We start from the raw sequence: 15,120 nt of genomic DNA, 5'->3' as shown, positions 1-15,120 counted from the left end.
AATTTTCGTCATGCTCCTCACAAAGTTGGCGTGGCACTGACAGTCATCTGGGTGTCAGGCGTCTAGTGGTGTTTGCTCCAGACTGATTACAAGGTGGGGGGTCGCCCACTCCCCGCCTCGGTGGGCCCGGCGCCGAGACGAAGCCGGCGGCGCTCGTAGGGGCGGCCTTCCCGCTTGGCCCGCTCCATGTCGATGAGCTCGCGGAAGCTGATCTCGTTGACCTTGCGCTGCTGCTGGGCGTCGAGCTGCTCGAAGATATCGGCGAGGGCGTCGGCGCGGGCGGACTTCATGTCCCCGCCGTCGAACATGTGCAGGACCGCGGCGAGATCGATCTGCTCGAGGGGCCGGCCGGGGACGTAGCCGTGGTCGTTGCCGAGCGCGACGATCAGGCCCGCGCGCTCGAGCTGATCGGTGATCGAGACGATCGGCGCGAGGCCGATGTCGAAGCGCTCGTTGAGGCCGTCGGCGGTCATCCCGATCGGGCGCGTCGGCGCGCCGAGCTCGTCCTCGGGCTCGGGCTCGGCGCGGGGATCCGGGCGCTGATCATAGTTGTCGGCGATCGCCAGGAGCAGGCGCGCGGCCGTCCGCCCGGGGGAGGGCAGCAGCCGCCGCTGGACGCGGTGGCTGGGCTGGACGTAGCCCTCGCGGGCGACCGAGGGCAGGTGATGGACGACAAAGGTCGTCTCGGTGCCGAGCAGCACGATCAGCCAGCTGAGGTAGGCCCAGACCACGAACACCGGGAGGATCGCCAGCGAGCCGTAGATGCCCTCGTAGGTGCTGATCGCAACCAGGCTCAGGTACTGGCCAAAGGCGATCTTGCCGAACTCGAACAGCGCGGCCGAGAGCAGGCCGCCGATGACCGCCGCCCGCCAGCGCACGGTTTGGTTGGGCAAGAAGCGGTTGAGCAGGATCAGCCCGATGCTGCTGGTCACGACCGGTGTGATCGCCATCGAGCCGATCTGCGACAGGACCGGCTGCGCGAGGCTGTAGAACACGACGATCGGGCCGAGGCTCGCGAGGGTGTAGAACATCGTGAACTTGGCGATCAGCGTCCGCGTTCGCGACACCCGCCAGATCTCGTTGACGGTCTTCTCGAGCGTCGAGAACAGCAAGAAGGCGAGCACGATCACGACCAGCAGGCCCCAGCGGCCGAGCTCTTGGATGTTGACGCCGGACGCGAGGCTCACGAGCGCGTCGGCGAGCTCGTCGGCGCGATCCATGTCGGGTCCGACGGCGTAGGCGATCTGCTCGACGAAGCGGGTCCCGAAGCTCGGGTCGAGCTTGCCGATGAAGAACAGGACCACGCCGACGCTCGGGACGACCGAGAGCAGCGTCTGGAGGGTGAGGCTCGACGCCAGCGATGAGCAGCGGTCGGTGAACAGCCACCGCCGGATCGTGTACACGACCAGCAACCAGAGGCGGCGGCCGGCGTTCGGCTCGTGCTCGGGCTCCGTCGGGATCAGCCAGTGCTGGGCGCGGGTCAGCCGCGAGCGGAGGTTCTGGGTGGTCAGGGGGTCCACGCGCTCGTGATTGTAGAGCAAGAGCTCGCCCGCCGGATTGAGCGCGTGTTTTGAGCTGTGCGAGAGTCTCGCCATGCGCCGCCTCGCGTTCATGTCGCTGCTGTCGCTGCTGTCGCTGCTGTCGCTGCTGGTCCCGCTGTCTGGCTGTGAGCGTGGCGCTCGGGTCAAGCCCGACACAAACGAGCCAGCGGCCGTCGCCGCCGATCCGGGGCCAGTCGACCACCACGCGCTGGCCGAGGCCCTCGCCCATCGCTTCATCATCCTCGACGGTCACGTCGACGTGCCGATGCGCGTGACCGGGGCCCGGCGCGCGGGAGAGCCGCTCCCCGCGGTCCACGACCACGCCGACGACGGCAACTTCGACTACGTCCGGGCTCGCGCGGGGGGCCTCGACGCGCCCTTCATGTCGATCTACACGCCCGCGCGGCTCCAGGCCGAGCCCGGCGAGAGCAAGGCCTTCGCCGAGGAGAACATCGACTTCGTCCGCGGCCTCGCGCTCGACCACCCCGACAAGTTCGCCCTCGCCGTGACCCCCGACGAGGTCCGCGCGAACTTCGACGCCGGGCTGATCTCGCTGGCCATGGGCATGGAGAACGGCTCGCCGCTCGAGGGCGAGCTCGACAACCTTCGCCACTTCTTTGATCGCGGGATCCGCTACATCACGCTGACCCACTCCAAGGACAACCTGATCTGTGACTCGTCCTACGACGACGCCCACACCCACGGGGGGCTCAGCGCCTTTGGCCGCGAGGTCGTGGCCGAGATGAACCGCCTCGGCGTCATGATCGACGTCTCCCACGTGTCGGACGACACCTTCTGGCAGGTCATGGAGCTCAGCGCGGTCCCGGTCATCGCCTCGCACTCCTCGTGTCGGCGGTTCACGCCGGGCTTCGAGCGCAACATGAGCGACGAGATGATCGTCGCGCTCGCCGAGCACGGCGGCGTCATTCAGATCAACTTCGGCGGCGTGTTCTTGACCGACGAGTACCGCGCGGCTTCGGAGCGCGCGCGCGAGGAGATCCGCGCGCTGCTCGACGCCGAGCAGGTCGACTGGAGCTCGGCCGAGGGCGAGGTGATCGTCGCCAACTACCGCGCCGCGCATCCGCTGCCGCGCGTCGACGTCTCGGTCGTCGCCGATCACATCGAGCACGTGATCGAGATCGCGGGCGTCGATCACGTCGGGCTCGGCTCGGACTTCGACGGCGTCGGCGACAGCTTGCCCGAGGGCCTGAAGGACGTCTCGATGTACCCGAATTTGATCGCCGAGCTGCTCGAGCGCGGGCACAGCGAAGAGGAGATCCAAAAGATCTGCTCGGAAAACGTCCTGCGCGTGTGGCAGGCGGTCGAAGATCACGGCGCCGCCCACCGCTGAGGCGGGCCCAGATGTTCTCTACTGGACGTCGTTTCACGCTGTTCGGACAGTTGCGGGTTCGCGGGGCTGATTCGTCGGATCTTTGCTGTGATCGGTCGCGCCGTGGTCCCATCTCGCCACCGCCATGCAGTTGAGTCTCGTGATGATCGAAGGCGACCTCGCGTATGCGGAGGTCGAGGCCATCTACGCCGAGGTCGGCTACCGCGACTGTGCAGTCGTCGGTGAGCCGGTGCCTGGGATCGCGGTCCTCGGGCTCGTCGAGGATGAGCGAGATCGCTGGCCGCAGCGCGAGTTTCTGCGCCACTGCAGCGACCAGGGCTGGACCGTGCTCGCCGACGAGTCGGGGCGCCTCGCGCTGTTGCCGAGCGAGCGCTGGTCGGCGCTGGCCAACGCCCGGGGCTGCCGCGTGGTCGTGCTCCACGGCGAGCCCGACCCCGGGATGCGGGCCTTCGCGGTCCACGAGCCCGACGGTGGCCGACGCGCGGTCGCCGTGTGTGAGGACGAGCGCGAGGAGGTCGGCGTGCCGCTGGCGATCGAGCGCGCGTTCCGGGGCCAGCGCCTCGACGTCGACGATCTGATCACCCTCGTCGCCGGCCTCGGCCTCGACTTCGAGCGCCTCAACGTGTTGCCGCCCTACACGGTGACGGCCGCCTACGCGCCCTGAGTTCTGGCTAAGATAGGTCCCGGAGAAGACCCATGGCCGGAACCAGCCTGCTCACCCTGCTCGACGACATCGCGACGATCCTCGACGACGTCGCAACCATGACCAAGGTCGCGACCCAGAAGACCGCGGGCGTGCTCGGCGACGACCTCGCGCTCAACGCCGAGCAGGTCACCGGGGTCAAGGCCAGCCGCGAGCTGCCCGTGGTCTGGTCGGTCGCCAAGGGGTCGCTGGTCAACAAGGCGATCCTCGTGCCGGTCGCCCTGACGATCAGCGCGCTCGCGCCCTGGGGCATCGTCCCCTTGCTGGTGCTCGGTGGCCTGTTCTTGTGCTTCGAGGGCGTCGAGAAGCTCGCCCACAAGTGGCTCCACTCCGAGGCCGAGCGCGAGGACCACGAGGCCGAGCTCGTGCACGCGCTGCAGGATCCGGAGGTCGACCTCGTCGCGCTCGAGCGCGACAAGATCAAAGGGGCGATCCGGACCGACTTCATCCTCTCGGCCGAGATCATCGTGATCACGCTGGGCACGGTCTCGGGCGAGGTGTTTGCGACGCGGGTGGGGGTCTTGATCGTGAGCGCGGTGCTCATGACCGTCGGCGTCTACGGGCTGGTCGCCGCGATCGTGAAGCTCGATGATCTGGGGCTGTACCTGAGCCAGCGTGAGGGCAGGGCCAGCCAGGGCCTGGGTAGCTTGCTGCTGCGCGGGGCGCCCTACCTGATGAAGTTCCTGTCGATCGCCGGGACCGCGGCGATGTTCCTGGTCGGCGGCGGGATCTTGGTTCACAGCGCCCCGCCGCTGCACCACGCGGTCGAGCATGTTGGCGAGCGGGCGGCGGAGCTCGGCGCGTTCGTTGCTTGGCTCGTCCCGCAGCTCGGCAACGCCTTGATCGGCGTGGCCGCGGGCGCCGTGGTCCTCGGCCTGATCAGCCTGGTTCGCAAGCTCCGTCCGGGCAAGGCTCAGGCGGCCTGAGCAAGGGCCTGAACAAGGGCCTGGGCCTCGCTCAGGCTGTCGCGGGCGCTCTCGGCCGCGGCTGCGCAGCTACGATGACGGAGCAGTGTCTTGATCGTCGGGGGCTGGGGCGGGCGCGGTGCCAAGCTGCTCGGCGATGCCGACCTCGGGCATGAGCCCCAGCTCGCGCACGAGCTTGGCGAGCCGGCGTGGTTGATCCGTCATGATCCCGTCGACGCCGAGCTCGATCAGGCGGCGCATCACCTCGACATCGTCGATCGTCCACACGTGAACCTGGAGGCCGCGGCGGTGGGCGGCCTCGACGAAGGGCGCGGTCACGACCTCCAGCCCGCGGAATCCCGTGGGGACCTGCAAGGCCTCGTAGTCGATCGGCAGCCGCGAGCTCAGCCCGGCGCGCGCGGCCAGCCAAAACGCGAAGATCTCGGCCCTGCCCGCCGAGCTTGCGACCGCGCCGCGAGCGAGCGCGCGAAAGGCCCGGACCAGGCTCGCGTCGGCGCTCGCGACCAGCACCCGATCGTGGAGCCCGAGGGCCTCGATCTGCTGCCACAGGGCCCTGATCATGGGCGGGTTTGCCTGCTTGATCTCGAGGTTGATGCGGGCGGCCGGATCGAGCGCGGCGACCTCTTCGAGGGTCGGGATGGTCAGCCCCCGGCCGCGAAAGGGGTAGCTGTGGCCGTCGGGGGTGAAGCGGTACCCGGCGTCGACCCGGCGCAGCTCGCTGAGGCTGTGGTCCCAGATCTTGCCCGCGGCGTCGCTCGTCCGGCGCAGGTCGTGGTCGTGGTGGCACACGATGTGGCCGTCGCGGGTCATGTGGACGTCGGTCTCGATCCACGGGCAACCGGCCGCGAGCCCGCCCCGGAAGGCCTCGAGGGTGTTCTCGGGCCAACACGCGGCGCCGCCACGATGCGCGAAGCAAGCGATCCCCTCGGATTGAAAGTAGGGCATGGGCATGGGTCTGGGTCTGGGTCGGGTTTGGTCGAGGCCAGGGAGGCGCGGGGCCAGTACCTGACCAACTCGACGGCCCCAGGTCTATCAGGAAACGACCGCGACCCAGCGCCCCGGGGCGGCCTCGCACGCGAGCCCGAGCATCTCCGCCTCGGACAGGGCCACGAAGGCGCGCGCGGCATCGGGCATGAGGTCGACGCTGGCGCCCGCGGGCCCGGCCGCGGCCAGGTGGCGCTGGAGCCACGCGAGGTGCTCGGGCCACGCGGAGGCGTCGGGGCTGCGGGCAACGGGCGCCCCGCGCAGCTCGTCGAGCCAGCTGCCGAGCGCGGCGACGAGCTGCTCGAGCTGCTCGGGGTCGTCGTCTTGCGGGGGCCTGGGCAGGGCCCGGGCGCCGGCCCCGATCAGCGCGCCGCAGCCCGGCGACCCCGCCAGAGCTGCGAGCGCGCGCTCGCGCTGGAGGGTCAGCCGACCCGTGCTGCGTGAACCGGAGCGCAGGCTCGCCTCGGCGACGAGCACGGCGTCCGCGAGCGCGACGACGATCGCGTTGCGCGAGGCGAACATCTCGCGGGCGGGCTCGGTGCCGCGCGGGTGGGCGAAGAGCACCCCAGCGGAGCCCGAGTCGACCAGCGCCGCGAACATGCGAACGTGGCGCGGCGGGTAGAGACGATCGCGGCCGCAGGGCAAGACCGCGAGCTGGCCGATCCCGCGGTCGAGCGCGGCCCGGTGGACAGCGCCGTCGATCCCGAGGGCGCCGCCCGAGACCAGCGACCAGCCCCGGACCCCGGCGGCCTCGACGAGCGGGCCGATCGCCCGCAGCACCCGGCCGTGCGCCGCGCGGCTGCCGACGATCGCCAGGCGCGGTCCGGCGGGCAGCGGCCCGACAAGCTCGAGCGGGCCCGCGCTGGGGCCGAACAGCCCGAGCTGGACCCCGGACAGGCTCGTCGAGGCCCACGTGGAGGGATCGATAATTTTCTTCACGCGAAGCTCATCGGCCCGCGCGACGCCGTGTTGCAGTTAATTTAGTTTGACGGGCACGGCCACGACCCCGCGAAACGGAGCGAGCTCCAGATCTACGACACGGTCACAGCAGCGTGCGACTCCAGCTCTCGCTGCGGCCCCGGTCTACGGGGCTGCGCGCGGGCGGCAGCAGGACCTTGAAGCGGGCCCCCGCGCCGGGCGAGCTCCCGACCATGATCCCGCCGCCGTGGCCGCGCGCGATGCCCAGCGCGGCCGCGAGCCCGAGCCCGCGGCCCGCGAGCTTGGTCGAGAAGAAGGGCTCGAAGATGCGCTCGCGCGTGGCCTGATCCATGCCCGAGCCGGTGTCGTGGACCTCGATCCAGACGTAGCGCCCCGGCCCGAGCTCCGGCCGCTGGATCAGCTGGGCGAGGTCGTCAGGCCCAAAGTCGTCGACCCCGGTGGCCAGGGTCAGCTCGCCGGGCCCGTCGCCGATCGCCTCGGAGCCGTTGACGACGAGGTTCATGATCAGCTGGCGGAGCTGGCCGTGGTCGCCCTGGATCTCGGGCAGATCGGGGTGCAGGGCCAGGCGCACGCTGACCGAGTCCGAGACCGCGCCGTGGAGCAGCTCGGCGAAGCCCGCGATCAACGAGCTCAGCTCGATGTCCTCTTTGACGAAGCGACCGCGGCCTGAGAAAGCCAGCAACTGCTGGGTGAGATCGCGTCGACGACCGCGGTCCGAAACTGGCGGCCGAAGGCGCGGCTGGCCCAGACCACCCGGCGGTCGTCGTCGGTGATGTTGGCGATGCAGGGCGAGGCGTCCATGAAGGTGCGAAAGCGCTGCTCCGAGCGCTCGAGCTCGGCCTCGCGGGCGGCGCGCTCGTCGGCGTTGAGCTCTGCAAAGCGAGACCACGACGGCCGAGGAGCTGGTCGTGGCTGCTCGCTCGCCGTGCTCGACGACTCCGCGCCGAGACAGCTACCAGCGCCGCCGGCCCGACGAGACGCTGCTGTACCAGCTCATCGAGCAGCACTGGCCGAGCTTCCTCGAGCGAGCCGACGAGTCTGGCGGCTTGCCCGACTTCATCGTCGAGGAGTTCGAGGCGTACCTGCGCTGCGGCATGCTCGAGCACGGTCTCGCCCACTTTGCTTGCCGGCAGTGTGGCGAGTCGCTGACCGTGGCGTTCTCCTGCAAGAAGCGAGGATTCTGCCCGTCGTGCACGGGTCGGCGCATGGCTGACGTCGCCGCGCACCTCGTCGACGAAGTGTTCCCGGAGGCCCCCGTTCGGCAGTGGGTGTGCTCACTGCCGTGGCGGCTGCGCTATGTGATGGGCTACGACCGCAAGCTATGTGCCGACGTGCTCGACGCGTTCATCGTCTCGCTGCGGCGCTCGCTTCGTCGTCGAGCGAAGGCGCAGCTCGGCCTGGGCTCAGTCGACGATGCGCTGTTCGGTGCCGTCACCTTCATTCAGCGCGGCGACTCCTCGCTGCGGCTGAACGTGCACTTCCATTGCCTCGTGATCGATGGCGTGTACGTGAGAGATGACGCGGGTGCGCTGCGCTTCCACGAACTCGGCGCTCCCACCCACGAGGAGGTCACCGACGTTGCGAGGTGGACCCACGAGCGACTCGGCGTCGTGCTCGAACGTCACGGTCGCTCGCTCGACGAGCTCGCGGGTGACGACGGGGCCGATCTGCTCGGGCAGGAGCAGCCGGTCCTCGCGTCATGCTATGGGGCCTCGGCCGCGGACCGACAGCTGCTCGGCGACGCACCCGGGCAGCAGACTCGCAAGCTCGCGCACACGGTGCGAGAAGTCGCCAAGCCCAAGCCCAACGACGCGCTCGCCGAAGTTGGTGGCGTCAACGTGCACGCGGGCGCGGCGGTGCCCAGCCGCGACCGCCAACGGCGTTCGCGATTGTGTCGATACGTCGCGCGACCGCCGATCGCCCAAGAGCGCCTCGAGCCGACCGCCGATGGTCGCTGCCGCTACAACTTTCGGCACGCGTGGAAAAATGGCGTGCACGCCGTCTTGCTCGATCCGCTCGACCTCATCGCGCGGCTGTGTGCCCTGATACCGCCACCACGGTTTCATACGTTGCGCTACCACGGCGTGCTCGCAGCCCACGCCAAGGCGCGGCCCGAGGTCGTGCCAGGTCCCGAGCCCGAGCCCACTGAGCCGACGCAGACTGGTTTGTTGTTCGACGGCGAGGCGACCGAGCTCGAGGCGCTCGCCAAGCAACCCGCTCGACACCCTTGGGCGTGGCTGCTGCAGAGGGTGTTCGCGGTCGACATCATGACCTACCCGCGCTGCCGCGGTGCGATGCGCTTGGTGAAGATCGCCAACAAGCCCGACGACATCGCGCGTGTGCTCGCCGAGCTCGGCCTCGGTGCGCCTCGTCCACCTGCGAACGACGCCAGAGATGTCCGTCGAAAGCTGCGAAGATCGCGTCGCCGGCGTTGAAGAGGCCCGTGACGCCGTCGGCGGCGACCTCCCAGCAAAGGCGCCTGCCGTCACGTCGGCCCACGTCCAGGCGCTCGCCGGCTAGCACGTACAGCTCGCCGAGAGGGCCCCGCGCGAGCGCGCGAGCGTCCTTCCCCTCCCACGCCAGCTCCACCCGACCACCACAGACACTCAGGACGCGTGCGTCGAGGTCCCAGGGCTCGTCCGGGGTGAAGGCCTCGTGCGCGTCCATGTGGACGAGCATCGCGAGCTCGTCGGCGGAGCGGCCGACGAGATCTCCGAGACACAGATAAGTCATTCGGGCAGGTGACAGTACTCGGCGCCCAGCGGATCGGCCAGGGCGGTGCCAGGCATGACCGCCGACCGGGATCGCGTCCGCTGCGGACGCGGGTGCGTCCGGGCCGAGGTCGCGGCTGCAGCGAAGCGGCGCTCGATACACGACGCGGGTGTTTGAGTGGGCACAGGGGTTGCACTTCGGTGACCACATGAACAGCTCAGCCCAAGTCCACAAACACCGGCGCATGCTCGCCTCACTCGGGGGTGTTGCCCTACTTGCGATGTCCGCCGCGGGCTGCGACAGCGAGCCTCTCGATGTCGATGAGGCTTCCAGCGTCGCGACCGCCATCGGCGACGACCAGTCCCTGCTGCTCAGGGCCGACGTGCTGGTCAGCGAGACGCCCGAAGCGATCGCTGGCCTCAGCCCGGTCGCCTTTGACAGCGACCGCCAGGTCTATGTCTTCGACCGTGACGGCGACGAGGTTCCGGACATCACGGAGGCCCTCGAGGGCACGGATCCCCTCGACCCGGCGAGCAAGCCTGGCCCCGGCGAGCTCGCCCCGATCGACGAAGAGACGGCGGGCTTTCCCCGGTCGAGTTGTCGCCCGGGCTTCCGCCAGGCGGGCTCGCGGCTATGCATTTCCAGCTCGGTCGAGAACCCAACCGAGTATCGATGGGCAGTCCACATCTGCCGCAACAAGCACAGCGAGGTGTGCAGCTACGAGGATCTGACCTACCTGTACATCAACAGCAAGCTCGACGAATTCTACAATCCTCGAAGCAAGTGGATCGGCCACATCACGGTCGATGATTTCGTTCTCTGCGGCAACAAGGATATCACCTACGACTGGGATCCCGATTGGAAGAACTTCGAGGGTACCTGCCACAAGAACGAAAAACGGCGGTTCTGGTGCTGTCACGATGACAACGGGTGAGCAGCCCTGCCGTGCATCAGCGCGGCGCTCAGCCCGTCCACGGTCGTCCATCGCGTAGTTGGAGCGCGACTTGGCGCCAGGCTCTGCTCCGGTCGGCGCCCACGGGTAGCAGCGCATACTAATTCGGGCGCGGCTGGCGCAGCATGCGGGGATGCCGATCCGTCAGCGCGTTCTCGTCTCCCTCGCCGCCGCGGGGATCCTCGCGCTCGGTTGCACGAGCCAAGCCACGAGCCAAGGGTCGGCGCCGCCCGACCCAGACACCGACGACGCGGCGCCGCGCTCGAGCTCGGCGCCGCCAGCGGCGGAGCCCGGCAGCGCTGAGGTCTGCGTGCATTTCATGGAGCTCATCGAGCAAAGCCTCGGCGAGGGTCCAGGGCTCAGCGCCACCGCCAGAGCCACGCTCGCGGCCAAGTGTGTCGTCGACCTCGACAACGTGCGTCGCAACCTCGAGCCCAGCGAACACCGCCGGCGAGTGACGTGCCTGATGGCTGCGGACAAGCTCACCGACACGCTGGAGTGTCAGCCCTTCGCAGCCAAACCGGCGGACCTCGAGCCCTCGCCGCCGCCCCCTGCCCCGAGCGGGGAGTACGCGATGCAGCCCTTGAGCCAGCTGATGAGCAACGCGGTCCATGCCCCGAACCCCGACCCCGCGGCGCTGCAGCAGACCAAGGCCGCGAGGTTCGACAAGGCCGACGGGGTAACGGTTGTTGCGTTTTGCGTCGACACCACCGGTGAGACTTCGGATATCCACACGGCGCAAAATTTCCCGGCGATCCGATGGTCGATCAGATCCTGCGTGAGACCGTAGCGACCTGGCGCTTCGAGCCGTTCATGGTCGACGGCAAACCCATCAAGGCCTGCTCCGAAAAGGCCTTCAAGCTGTTGTTCAAGTGACTCGGGGTCGATCGAGGTCGCGGGGACTGAGCGAGGCCGAGCCCGAAGCCTCGCCGGCCCCGAGCACGTCGCCGCCGTCGCCCGCTGGACCTTCGAGGGGCTCGCTTGTGTGTGCGATGGGCACGGCCGATCGCCCGAACTCGGTCGAGGACGCGAAGGTGACGCGGTGTGTTAGGCTCCGTCGCCATGAAGCTCATACTCGGCATCCTCTGCGTTCTGATTTGTGGCTGCGCTCCGATGGCAGCCGCCACGCCGGAGTACTACGTCCCGACGCCGGGCTCCGATCCCTTCTACAAGGTCGAGGACAATGCATGGGGGATCCAGGCAATCCATGAACTCGAGGCCAGGGCGCCGTTCGAGATGGATTGTCCTCCAGAGCAGCTCGTTTACAGAAAACTCGGTAGCGTTCATGCAGTCGGGGTGAGCGGTTGTGGGCGCAAGGCGGTCTACAAGCTCGTGCCCTACACGGGGTGGGTGTTGAACACGGTGATCCAGCAGCCCGCGGCGGCAGCTCAGCCTGCACCGGCCGCTCAGCCTGCACCGGCCGCTCAGCCTGCACCAGCGGCTCAGCCTGCACCAGCGAGTCAACCGCCGCCGGTGGGTCAGCCCGCACCCACCGAGCCGCCGCCATCGAGCTGAGCACTCCGGCTCCACGACAGCGCGGCTCCTCGGGCCCGAACTCGTCGACCGCACCGCCGACTGCCACCTGATCTTCGAGCGGGGTGATAGAGTTGGTCGGTGTCGAGGACCTTGCACTTTCTCGCCTATCTGTCCTCGCTCGCCGTGGTCGTGCCGTTGTCGACCTTCTCGGGTGGGTGCTCGGTCGGGCCGGAGCCTCGAGCTGAATCCTCTGATCGGCGAGCACTTTGGATCCACGACAGAGTCACAGCAGCGTGCGGCTCCAGCTCTCGCTGTGGTCCCGGTCCGCGGGGCTGCGCGCGGGCGGCAGCAGGACCTTGAAGCGGGCCCCGGCGCCGGGCGAGCTCCCGACCATGATCCCGCCGCCGTGGCTGCGCGCGATGCCCAGCGCGGCCGCGAGCCCGAGCCCGCGGCCCGCGAGCTTGGTCGAGAAGAAGGGCTCGAAGATGCGCTCGCGCGTGGCCTGATCCATGCCCGAGCCGGTGTCGTGGACCTCGATCCACACGTAGCGCCCCGGCCCGAGATCGGGCCGCTCGATCAGATCGGCGAGGTCGTCAGGCCCAAAGTCGTCGACCCCGGTGGCCAGCGTCAGCTCGCCGGGCCCGTCGCCGATCGCCTCGGATCCGTTGACGACGAGGTTCATGATCAGCTGGCGGAGCTGGCCGTGGTCGCCCTGGATCTCGGGGAGATCGGGGTGCAGGGCCAGGCGCACGCTGACCGAGTCCGAGACCGCGCCGTGGAGCAGCTCGGCGAAGCCCGCGATCAACGAGCTCAGCTCGATGTCCTCTTTGGCGAAGCGACCGCGGCCCGAGAAGGCCAGCATCTGCTGGGTGAGCTGGGCGGCGCGCTCGGCCGAGGCCTCGATGTCTTGGATGCAGGCCGCGGCGAGGCTGTCGTGATCGAGGTCGTCGAGCGCGATCCCGGCGTTGCCGAGGATCCCGACCAGGAGGTTGTTGAACTCGTGGGCCATGCCCCCGGCGAGGACCGACAAGCTCTCGAACTTGCGGGCCTTGCTCTCGAGATCTCGGCGCGAGCGCTCGAGCTTGCGGCGGTCGGTGACGTCCTGGGCGACGGCGAGCACGACCGACCCGGCCTCGATCTCGTGGCGGACGCGGGCGACGACGTACATCTCGCGGACCTCACCGTCGACGAGCAGGCGGTGCTCGAGGTTGAGGCGCGTGCTGCTGTGCTGGAGCTCGTGGAGCGCGCGGCGGGTCGGGCCGACGTCGTCGGGGTGGAGCAGCTCGAAGAGATCTTCGATGCCGAGATCGCCGTCGCTGGGCCGCCCGCACAGGTGCTCGAAGTGCGAGTCCCAGGTCAGCTTGTTGGTCTCGAGGAACCAGTTCCAGCGGCCGAGGCGGGCGAGCTCCTGGGTCTCGGCCAGCGCGGCCTCGCGCTCGCGCAGGGCCTCGGTCATGCGCACGTTGTCGGACACGTCGAGGGCGAGGGTCCCGACGAGGCGCTCGCCCGCGGCCCCGTCGATCGGGAATTTGGCGCCCTGCCACCAGTGGACCACGCCGCTCGCGTCGACGATCGGCTCGAGCATGTCGACGAAGCCGTCGGCGACCCGGGCTTGCTCGCCGATCGCCCGGGTCCGCGCGGCCATGCCCCCGGGCAGGAGCTCGTCCTCGTGGCGCCCGATCGCGTCGACGACCGCGGTCCGAAATTGCTGGCCAAACGCGCGGCTGGCCCAGACCACCCGGCGGTCGTCGTCGGTGATGTAGGCGATGCACGGCGAGGCGTCCATGAAGGTGCGAAAGCGCTGCTCCGAGCGCTCGAGCTCGGCCTCGCGGGCGGCCCGCTCGTCGGCGTCTTCGTAGGCCTTGAGCACGGTCCCGCACGCGCCGAGCAGCGGCTCGAGCGAGGACACGAGGTCGGCCGTGAACCCGCCCGGGCGGTTGGCGACGGCCAGGATCGCGATCGGCTGCCAGCGTCGGCCGTGGCGCGAGAGCGGGATGGCCATGAAGTTGTCGAGCGCGGGCAGGCGCGGCTCGTAGTCGAGGATCAGCGGCTCGGTCGCGCGGGCGAGGCTGGCGAGCGGGCGAGGGATGGTCTCGCCGCGGGCACCCGAGGCGAGGGTGTCGCGCAGCCACTCGACGACCTTGGCGTGGCGGCCAGCGTCGACGGCCGACACACACTCGGGGCTCAGGACCGGGCCCGCGCTCGCGCTGCGGATCCGCGCGATGAAGCCGATCGCGCTGTCGGTCAGATCCAGGGCGCCGCGCAGCGCGGCGTCGAGCACCTCGCCGCGGGCCGTGTCGTCGCGATCGGCGACGAAGCGATCATGCACGACCTGGATCGCGGCGAGCAGACGTTGGGGGTCGAGCGTGCTCATTGCGGGAGCTGCATGGTGCCATGAAGCCGCAGACCCCGGCGAGTCGGCGGCGAGCTGTCCTCATCAGGTCTTGGGAGACCTGGAGTTGGCTTTGGACTTGGCCTTGGCCTCGCGCTTCCAGGCGTCGTCGAGGGCCAGGGTGTAGGGCATCGCGGCCTCGAGCTTGGTGATCTGCTCGGAGCTCGCCCGGGTGCCGCGAAGATCCAGGGTCTCGAGCTGCGTCATCGACGACAGCACGCCGATGTTCTCGAGCGGGGTGTCGGCCAGCGAGAGGGTCTCGAGGCGCGTGAGCCCGAGCAGCGGGCGGACATCGTGGATCAGGGTCCCGTCGAGTGAGAGGATCTCGAGGCGGTCGAGATCGGCGAGCGCGCGGACGCTGCGGACGCTGGTGTGATCGAGGCGCAGGACTCGGAGCTTGTCGAGCTCGCGCAGCGGCGAGAGATCGCGGACGCCGGTGTCGGCGAGATCGATGACCTCGAGCTTGTCGAGCTTGGCGAGGGCCGAGAGGTCGCGGACGTTGGTCTCGCTCGCGAGCAGCGTGGTCATGTCGAGGGCGCCGGCGATCGGCTCGAGCGCGTCGACGCCGGTCCCGCGGATGTCGAGGGTCAAGAGCGCGTCGAAGCCCTGGATCGGGCCGAGGTCGACGACGTAGGTGTCCCATAAGATCAGCTGCTCGACGGCGTCGAGCTTGGCGATGTGCTGGAGGTCGACGATCTGGGTGCCGCCGAGGTTGAGCTCGCGGAGCCCGTCGACCTCCTCGAGCGCGGCGACGATCGTGGCCTGACTGGCGCCAAGGGGGATGTCGGTGATCGACGGGCCGCTGAGGTCGTAGCGATCGAGGTCGACGATCGAGTTGACGAGCGGGGCCTCGATCGACGTCGGCTCGATCGCGTCGGGCCGCGGGGAGTCGAACTCGCTCGGAGCGGTCGCGGCGAGCCCCGCTGGCTGGTCGGGGGCGGTCGCGGGGGCGGCCGCGGGCTCGGTCGCGGGCTCGGTCGTCGCCGCCGGGTTTGCTCCCGTCGTCATGGATGCCCCGGGGGGTTCCGTGGGCGCCTCCGCCGGGGCCGCGTCGGGCGTCGCGCAGGCGAGGGGGAGCAGCAACGAGATGAGACCAAGAGGCGAGCGCAGTGATGCTTCGTGACGGGGCATGATCCTCGGGCGG

General features: G+C 69.5%; 13 protein-coding genes. 7 read left to right on the top strand and 6 right to left on the bottom strand.

The window, feature by feature from the left end; translation table 11 throughout:
* Window positions 1–86 precede the first annotated feature (86 nt).
* Window positions 87–1,520 carry a YhjD/YihY/BrkB family envelope integrity protein gene (locus tag ENSA5_RS00505; RefSeq protein ID WP_181197104.1) on the bottom strand — a complete coding sequence of 478 codons (1,434 nt, stop codon included), beginning with the start codon at window positions 1,518–1,520 and terminating at the stop codon, window positions 87–89.
* Window positions 1,521–1,593: 73 nt separating this feature from the next.
* On the opposite strand from ENSA5_RS00505, the gene ENSA5_RS00500 reads away from it, so the two are divergent.
* The 3 genes from ENSA5_RS00500 (at window position 1,594) to ENSA5_RS00490 (ending at window position 4,521) form a co-directional block, all read left to right on the top strand.
* On the top strand, window positions 1,594–2,892 hold the full coding sequence (locus ENSA5_RS00500; protein WP_258182685.1) for a dipeptidase: 1,299 nt from the start codon (window positions 1,594–1,596) through the stop codon (window positions 2,890–2,892).
* A 124-nt stretch (window positions 2,893–3,016) separates the two neighbouring features.
* Window positions 3,017–3,556, top strand: coding sequence for a hypothetical protein (locus ENSA5_RS00495; protein ID WP_106389577.1), 540 nt, complete (start codon window positions 3,017–3,019; stop codon window positions 3,554–3,556).
* A 32-nt stretch (window positions 3,557–3,588) separates the two neighbouring features.
* Window positions 3,589–4,521: a DUF808 domain-containing protein gene (locus ENSA5_RS00490; RefSeq protein ID WP_106389576.1), complete on the top strand. Its 933-nt coding sequence runs from the start codon at window positions 3,589–3,591 to the stop codon at window positions 4,519–4,521.
* Between the two features lie 69 nt (window positions 4,522–4,590).
* On the opposite strand, the gene ENSA5_RS00485 is transcribed toward ENSA5_RS00490, so the two are convergent.
* The 3 genes from ENSA5_RS00485 to ENSA5_RS00475 all read right to left on the bottom strand — a co-directional run bounded on the left by ENSA5_RS00485 (window position 4,591) and on the right by ENSA5_RS00475 (window position 7,126).
* Window positions 4,591–5,466 carry a glycerophosphodiester phosphodiesterase family protein gene (locus ENSA5_RS00485; RefSeq protein WP_181197102.1) on the bottom strand — a complete coding sequence of 292 codons (876 nt, stop codon included), beginning with the start codon at window positions 5,464–5,466 and terminating at the stop codon, window positions 4,591–4,593.
* Between the two features lie 87 nt (window positions 5,467–5,553).
* Window positions 5,554–6,444, bottom strand: a complete 891-nt coding sequence (locus ENSA5_RS00480; protein ID WP_181197101.1) for a DNA-processing protein DprA — start codon at window positions 6,442–6,444, stop codon at window positions 5,554–5,556.
* A gap of 103 nt (window positions 6,445–6,547) precedes the next feature.
* Window positions 6,548–7,126, bottom strand: coding sequence for an ATP-binding protein (locus tag ENSA5_RS00475; RefSeq protein WP_106389573.1), 579 nt, complete (start codon window positions 7,124–7,126; stop codon window positions 6,548–6,550).
* Between the two features lie 226 nt (window positions 7,127–7,352).
* On the opposite strand from ENSA5_RS00475, the gene ENSA5_RS00470 reads away from it, so the two are divergent.
* From ENSA5_RS00470 to ENSA5_RS36775, 4 genes are all read left to right on the top strand, one after another.
* Window positions 7,353–8,879, top strand: coding sequence for a transposase (locus ENSA5_RS00470; RefSeq protein ID WP_106389572.1), 1,527 nt, complete (start codon window positions 7,353–7,355; stop codon window positions 8,877–8,879).
* Between the two features lie 467 nt (window positions 8,880–9,346).
* A complete protein-coding gene (locus tag ENSA5_RS00465) occupies window positions 9,347–10,090 on the top strand; it encodes a hypothetical protein (RefSeq protein WP_181197100.1) in 744 nt (247 codons plus the stop codon).
* Between the two features lie 151 nt (window positions 10,091–10,241).
* Complete coding sequence (locus ENSA5_RS00460; protein WP_106389570.1) at window positions 10,242–10,898, top strand: hypothetical protein; 657 nt, start codon at window positions 10,242–10,244, stop codon at window positions 10,896–10,898.
* Between the two features lie 272 nt (window positions 10,899–11,170).
* The gene (locus ENSA5_RS36775; protein ID WP_181197098.1) at window positions 11,171–11,623 is read left to right on the top strand and encodes a hypothetical protein; all 453 of its coding nucleotides are present in this window, start codon (window positions 11,171–11,173) and stop codon (window positions 11,621–11,623) included.
* Window positions 11,624–11,867: 244 nt separating this feature from the next.
* Here ENSA5_RS36775 and ENSA5_RS00450 read toward each other — a convergent pair whose 3' ends face one another.
* Window positions 11,868–13,958 carry an ATP-binding protein gene (locus ENSA5_RS00450; RefSeq protein WP_106389569.1) on the bottom strand — a complete coding sequence of 697 codons (2,091 nt, stop codon included), beginning with the start codon at window positions 13,956–13,958 and terminating at the stop codon, window positions 11,868–11,870.
* 63 nt (window positions 13,959–14,021) lie between these two features.
* Window positions 14,022–14,984 carry a leucine-rich repeat domain-containing protein gene (locus tag ENSA5_RS00445; protein WP_146155162.1) on the bottom strand — a complete coding sequence of 321 codons (963 nt, stop codon included), beginning with the start codon at window positions 14,982–14,984 and terminating at the stop codon, window positions 14,022–14,024.
* Between the last annotated feature and the right edge of the window lie 136 nt (window positions 14,985–15,120).

Origin of the sequence: Enhygromyxa salina (assembly GCF_002994615.1) — a bacterium.
In the GTDB taxonomy this organism is placed as follows: domain Bacteria; phylum Myxococcota_A; class Polyangia; order Nannocystales; family Nannocystaceae; genus Plesiocystis; species Plesiocystis salina_A.
The sequence above is the reverse complement of the archived record's forward strand: the minus strand, read 5'-3'. Positions and strand labels throughout refer to the sequence as shown.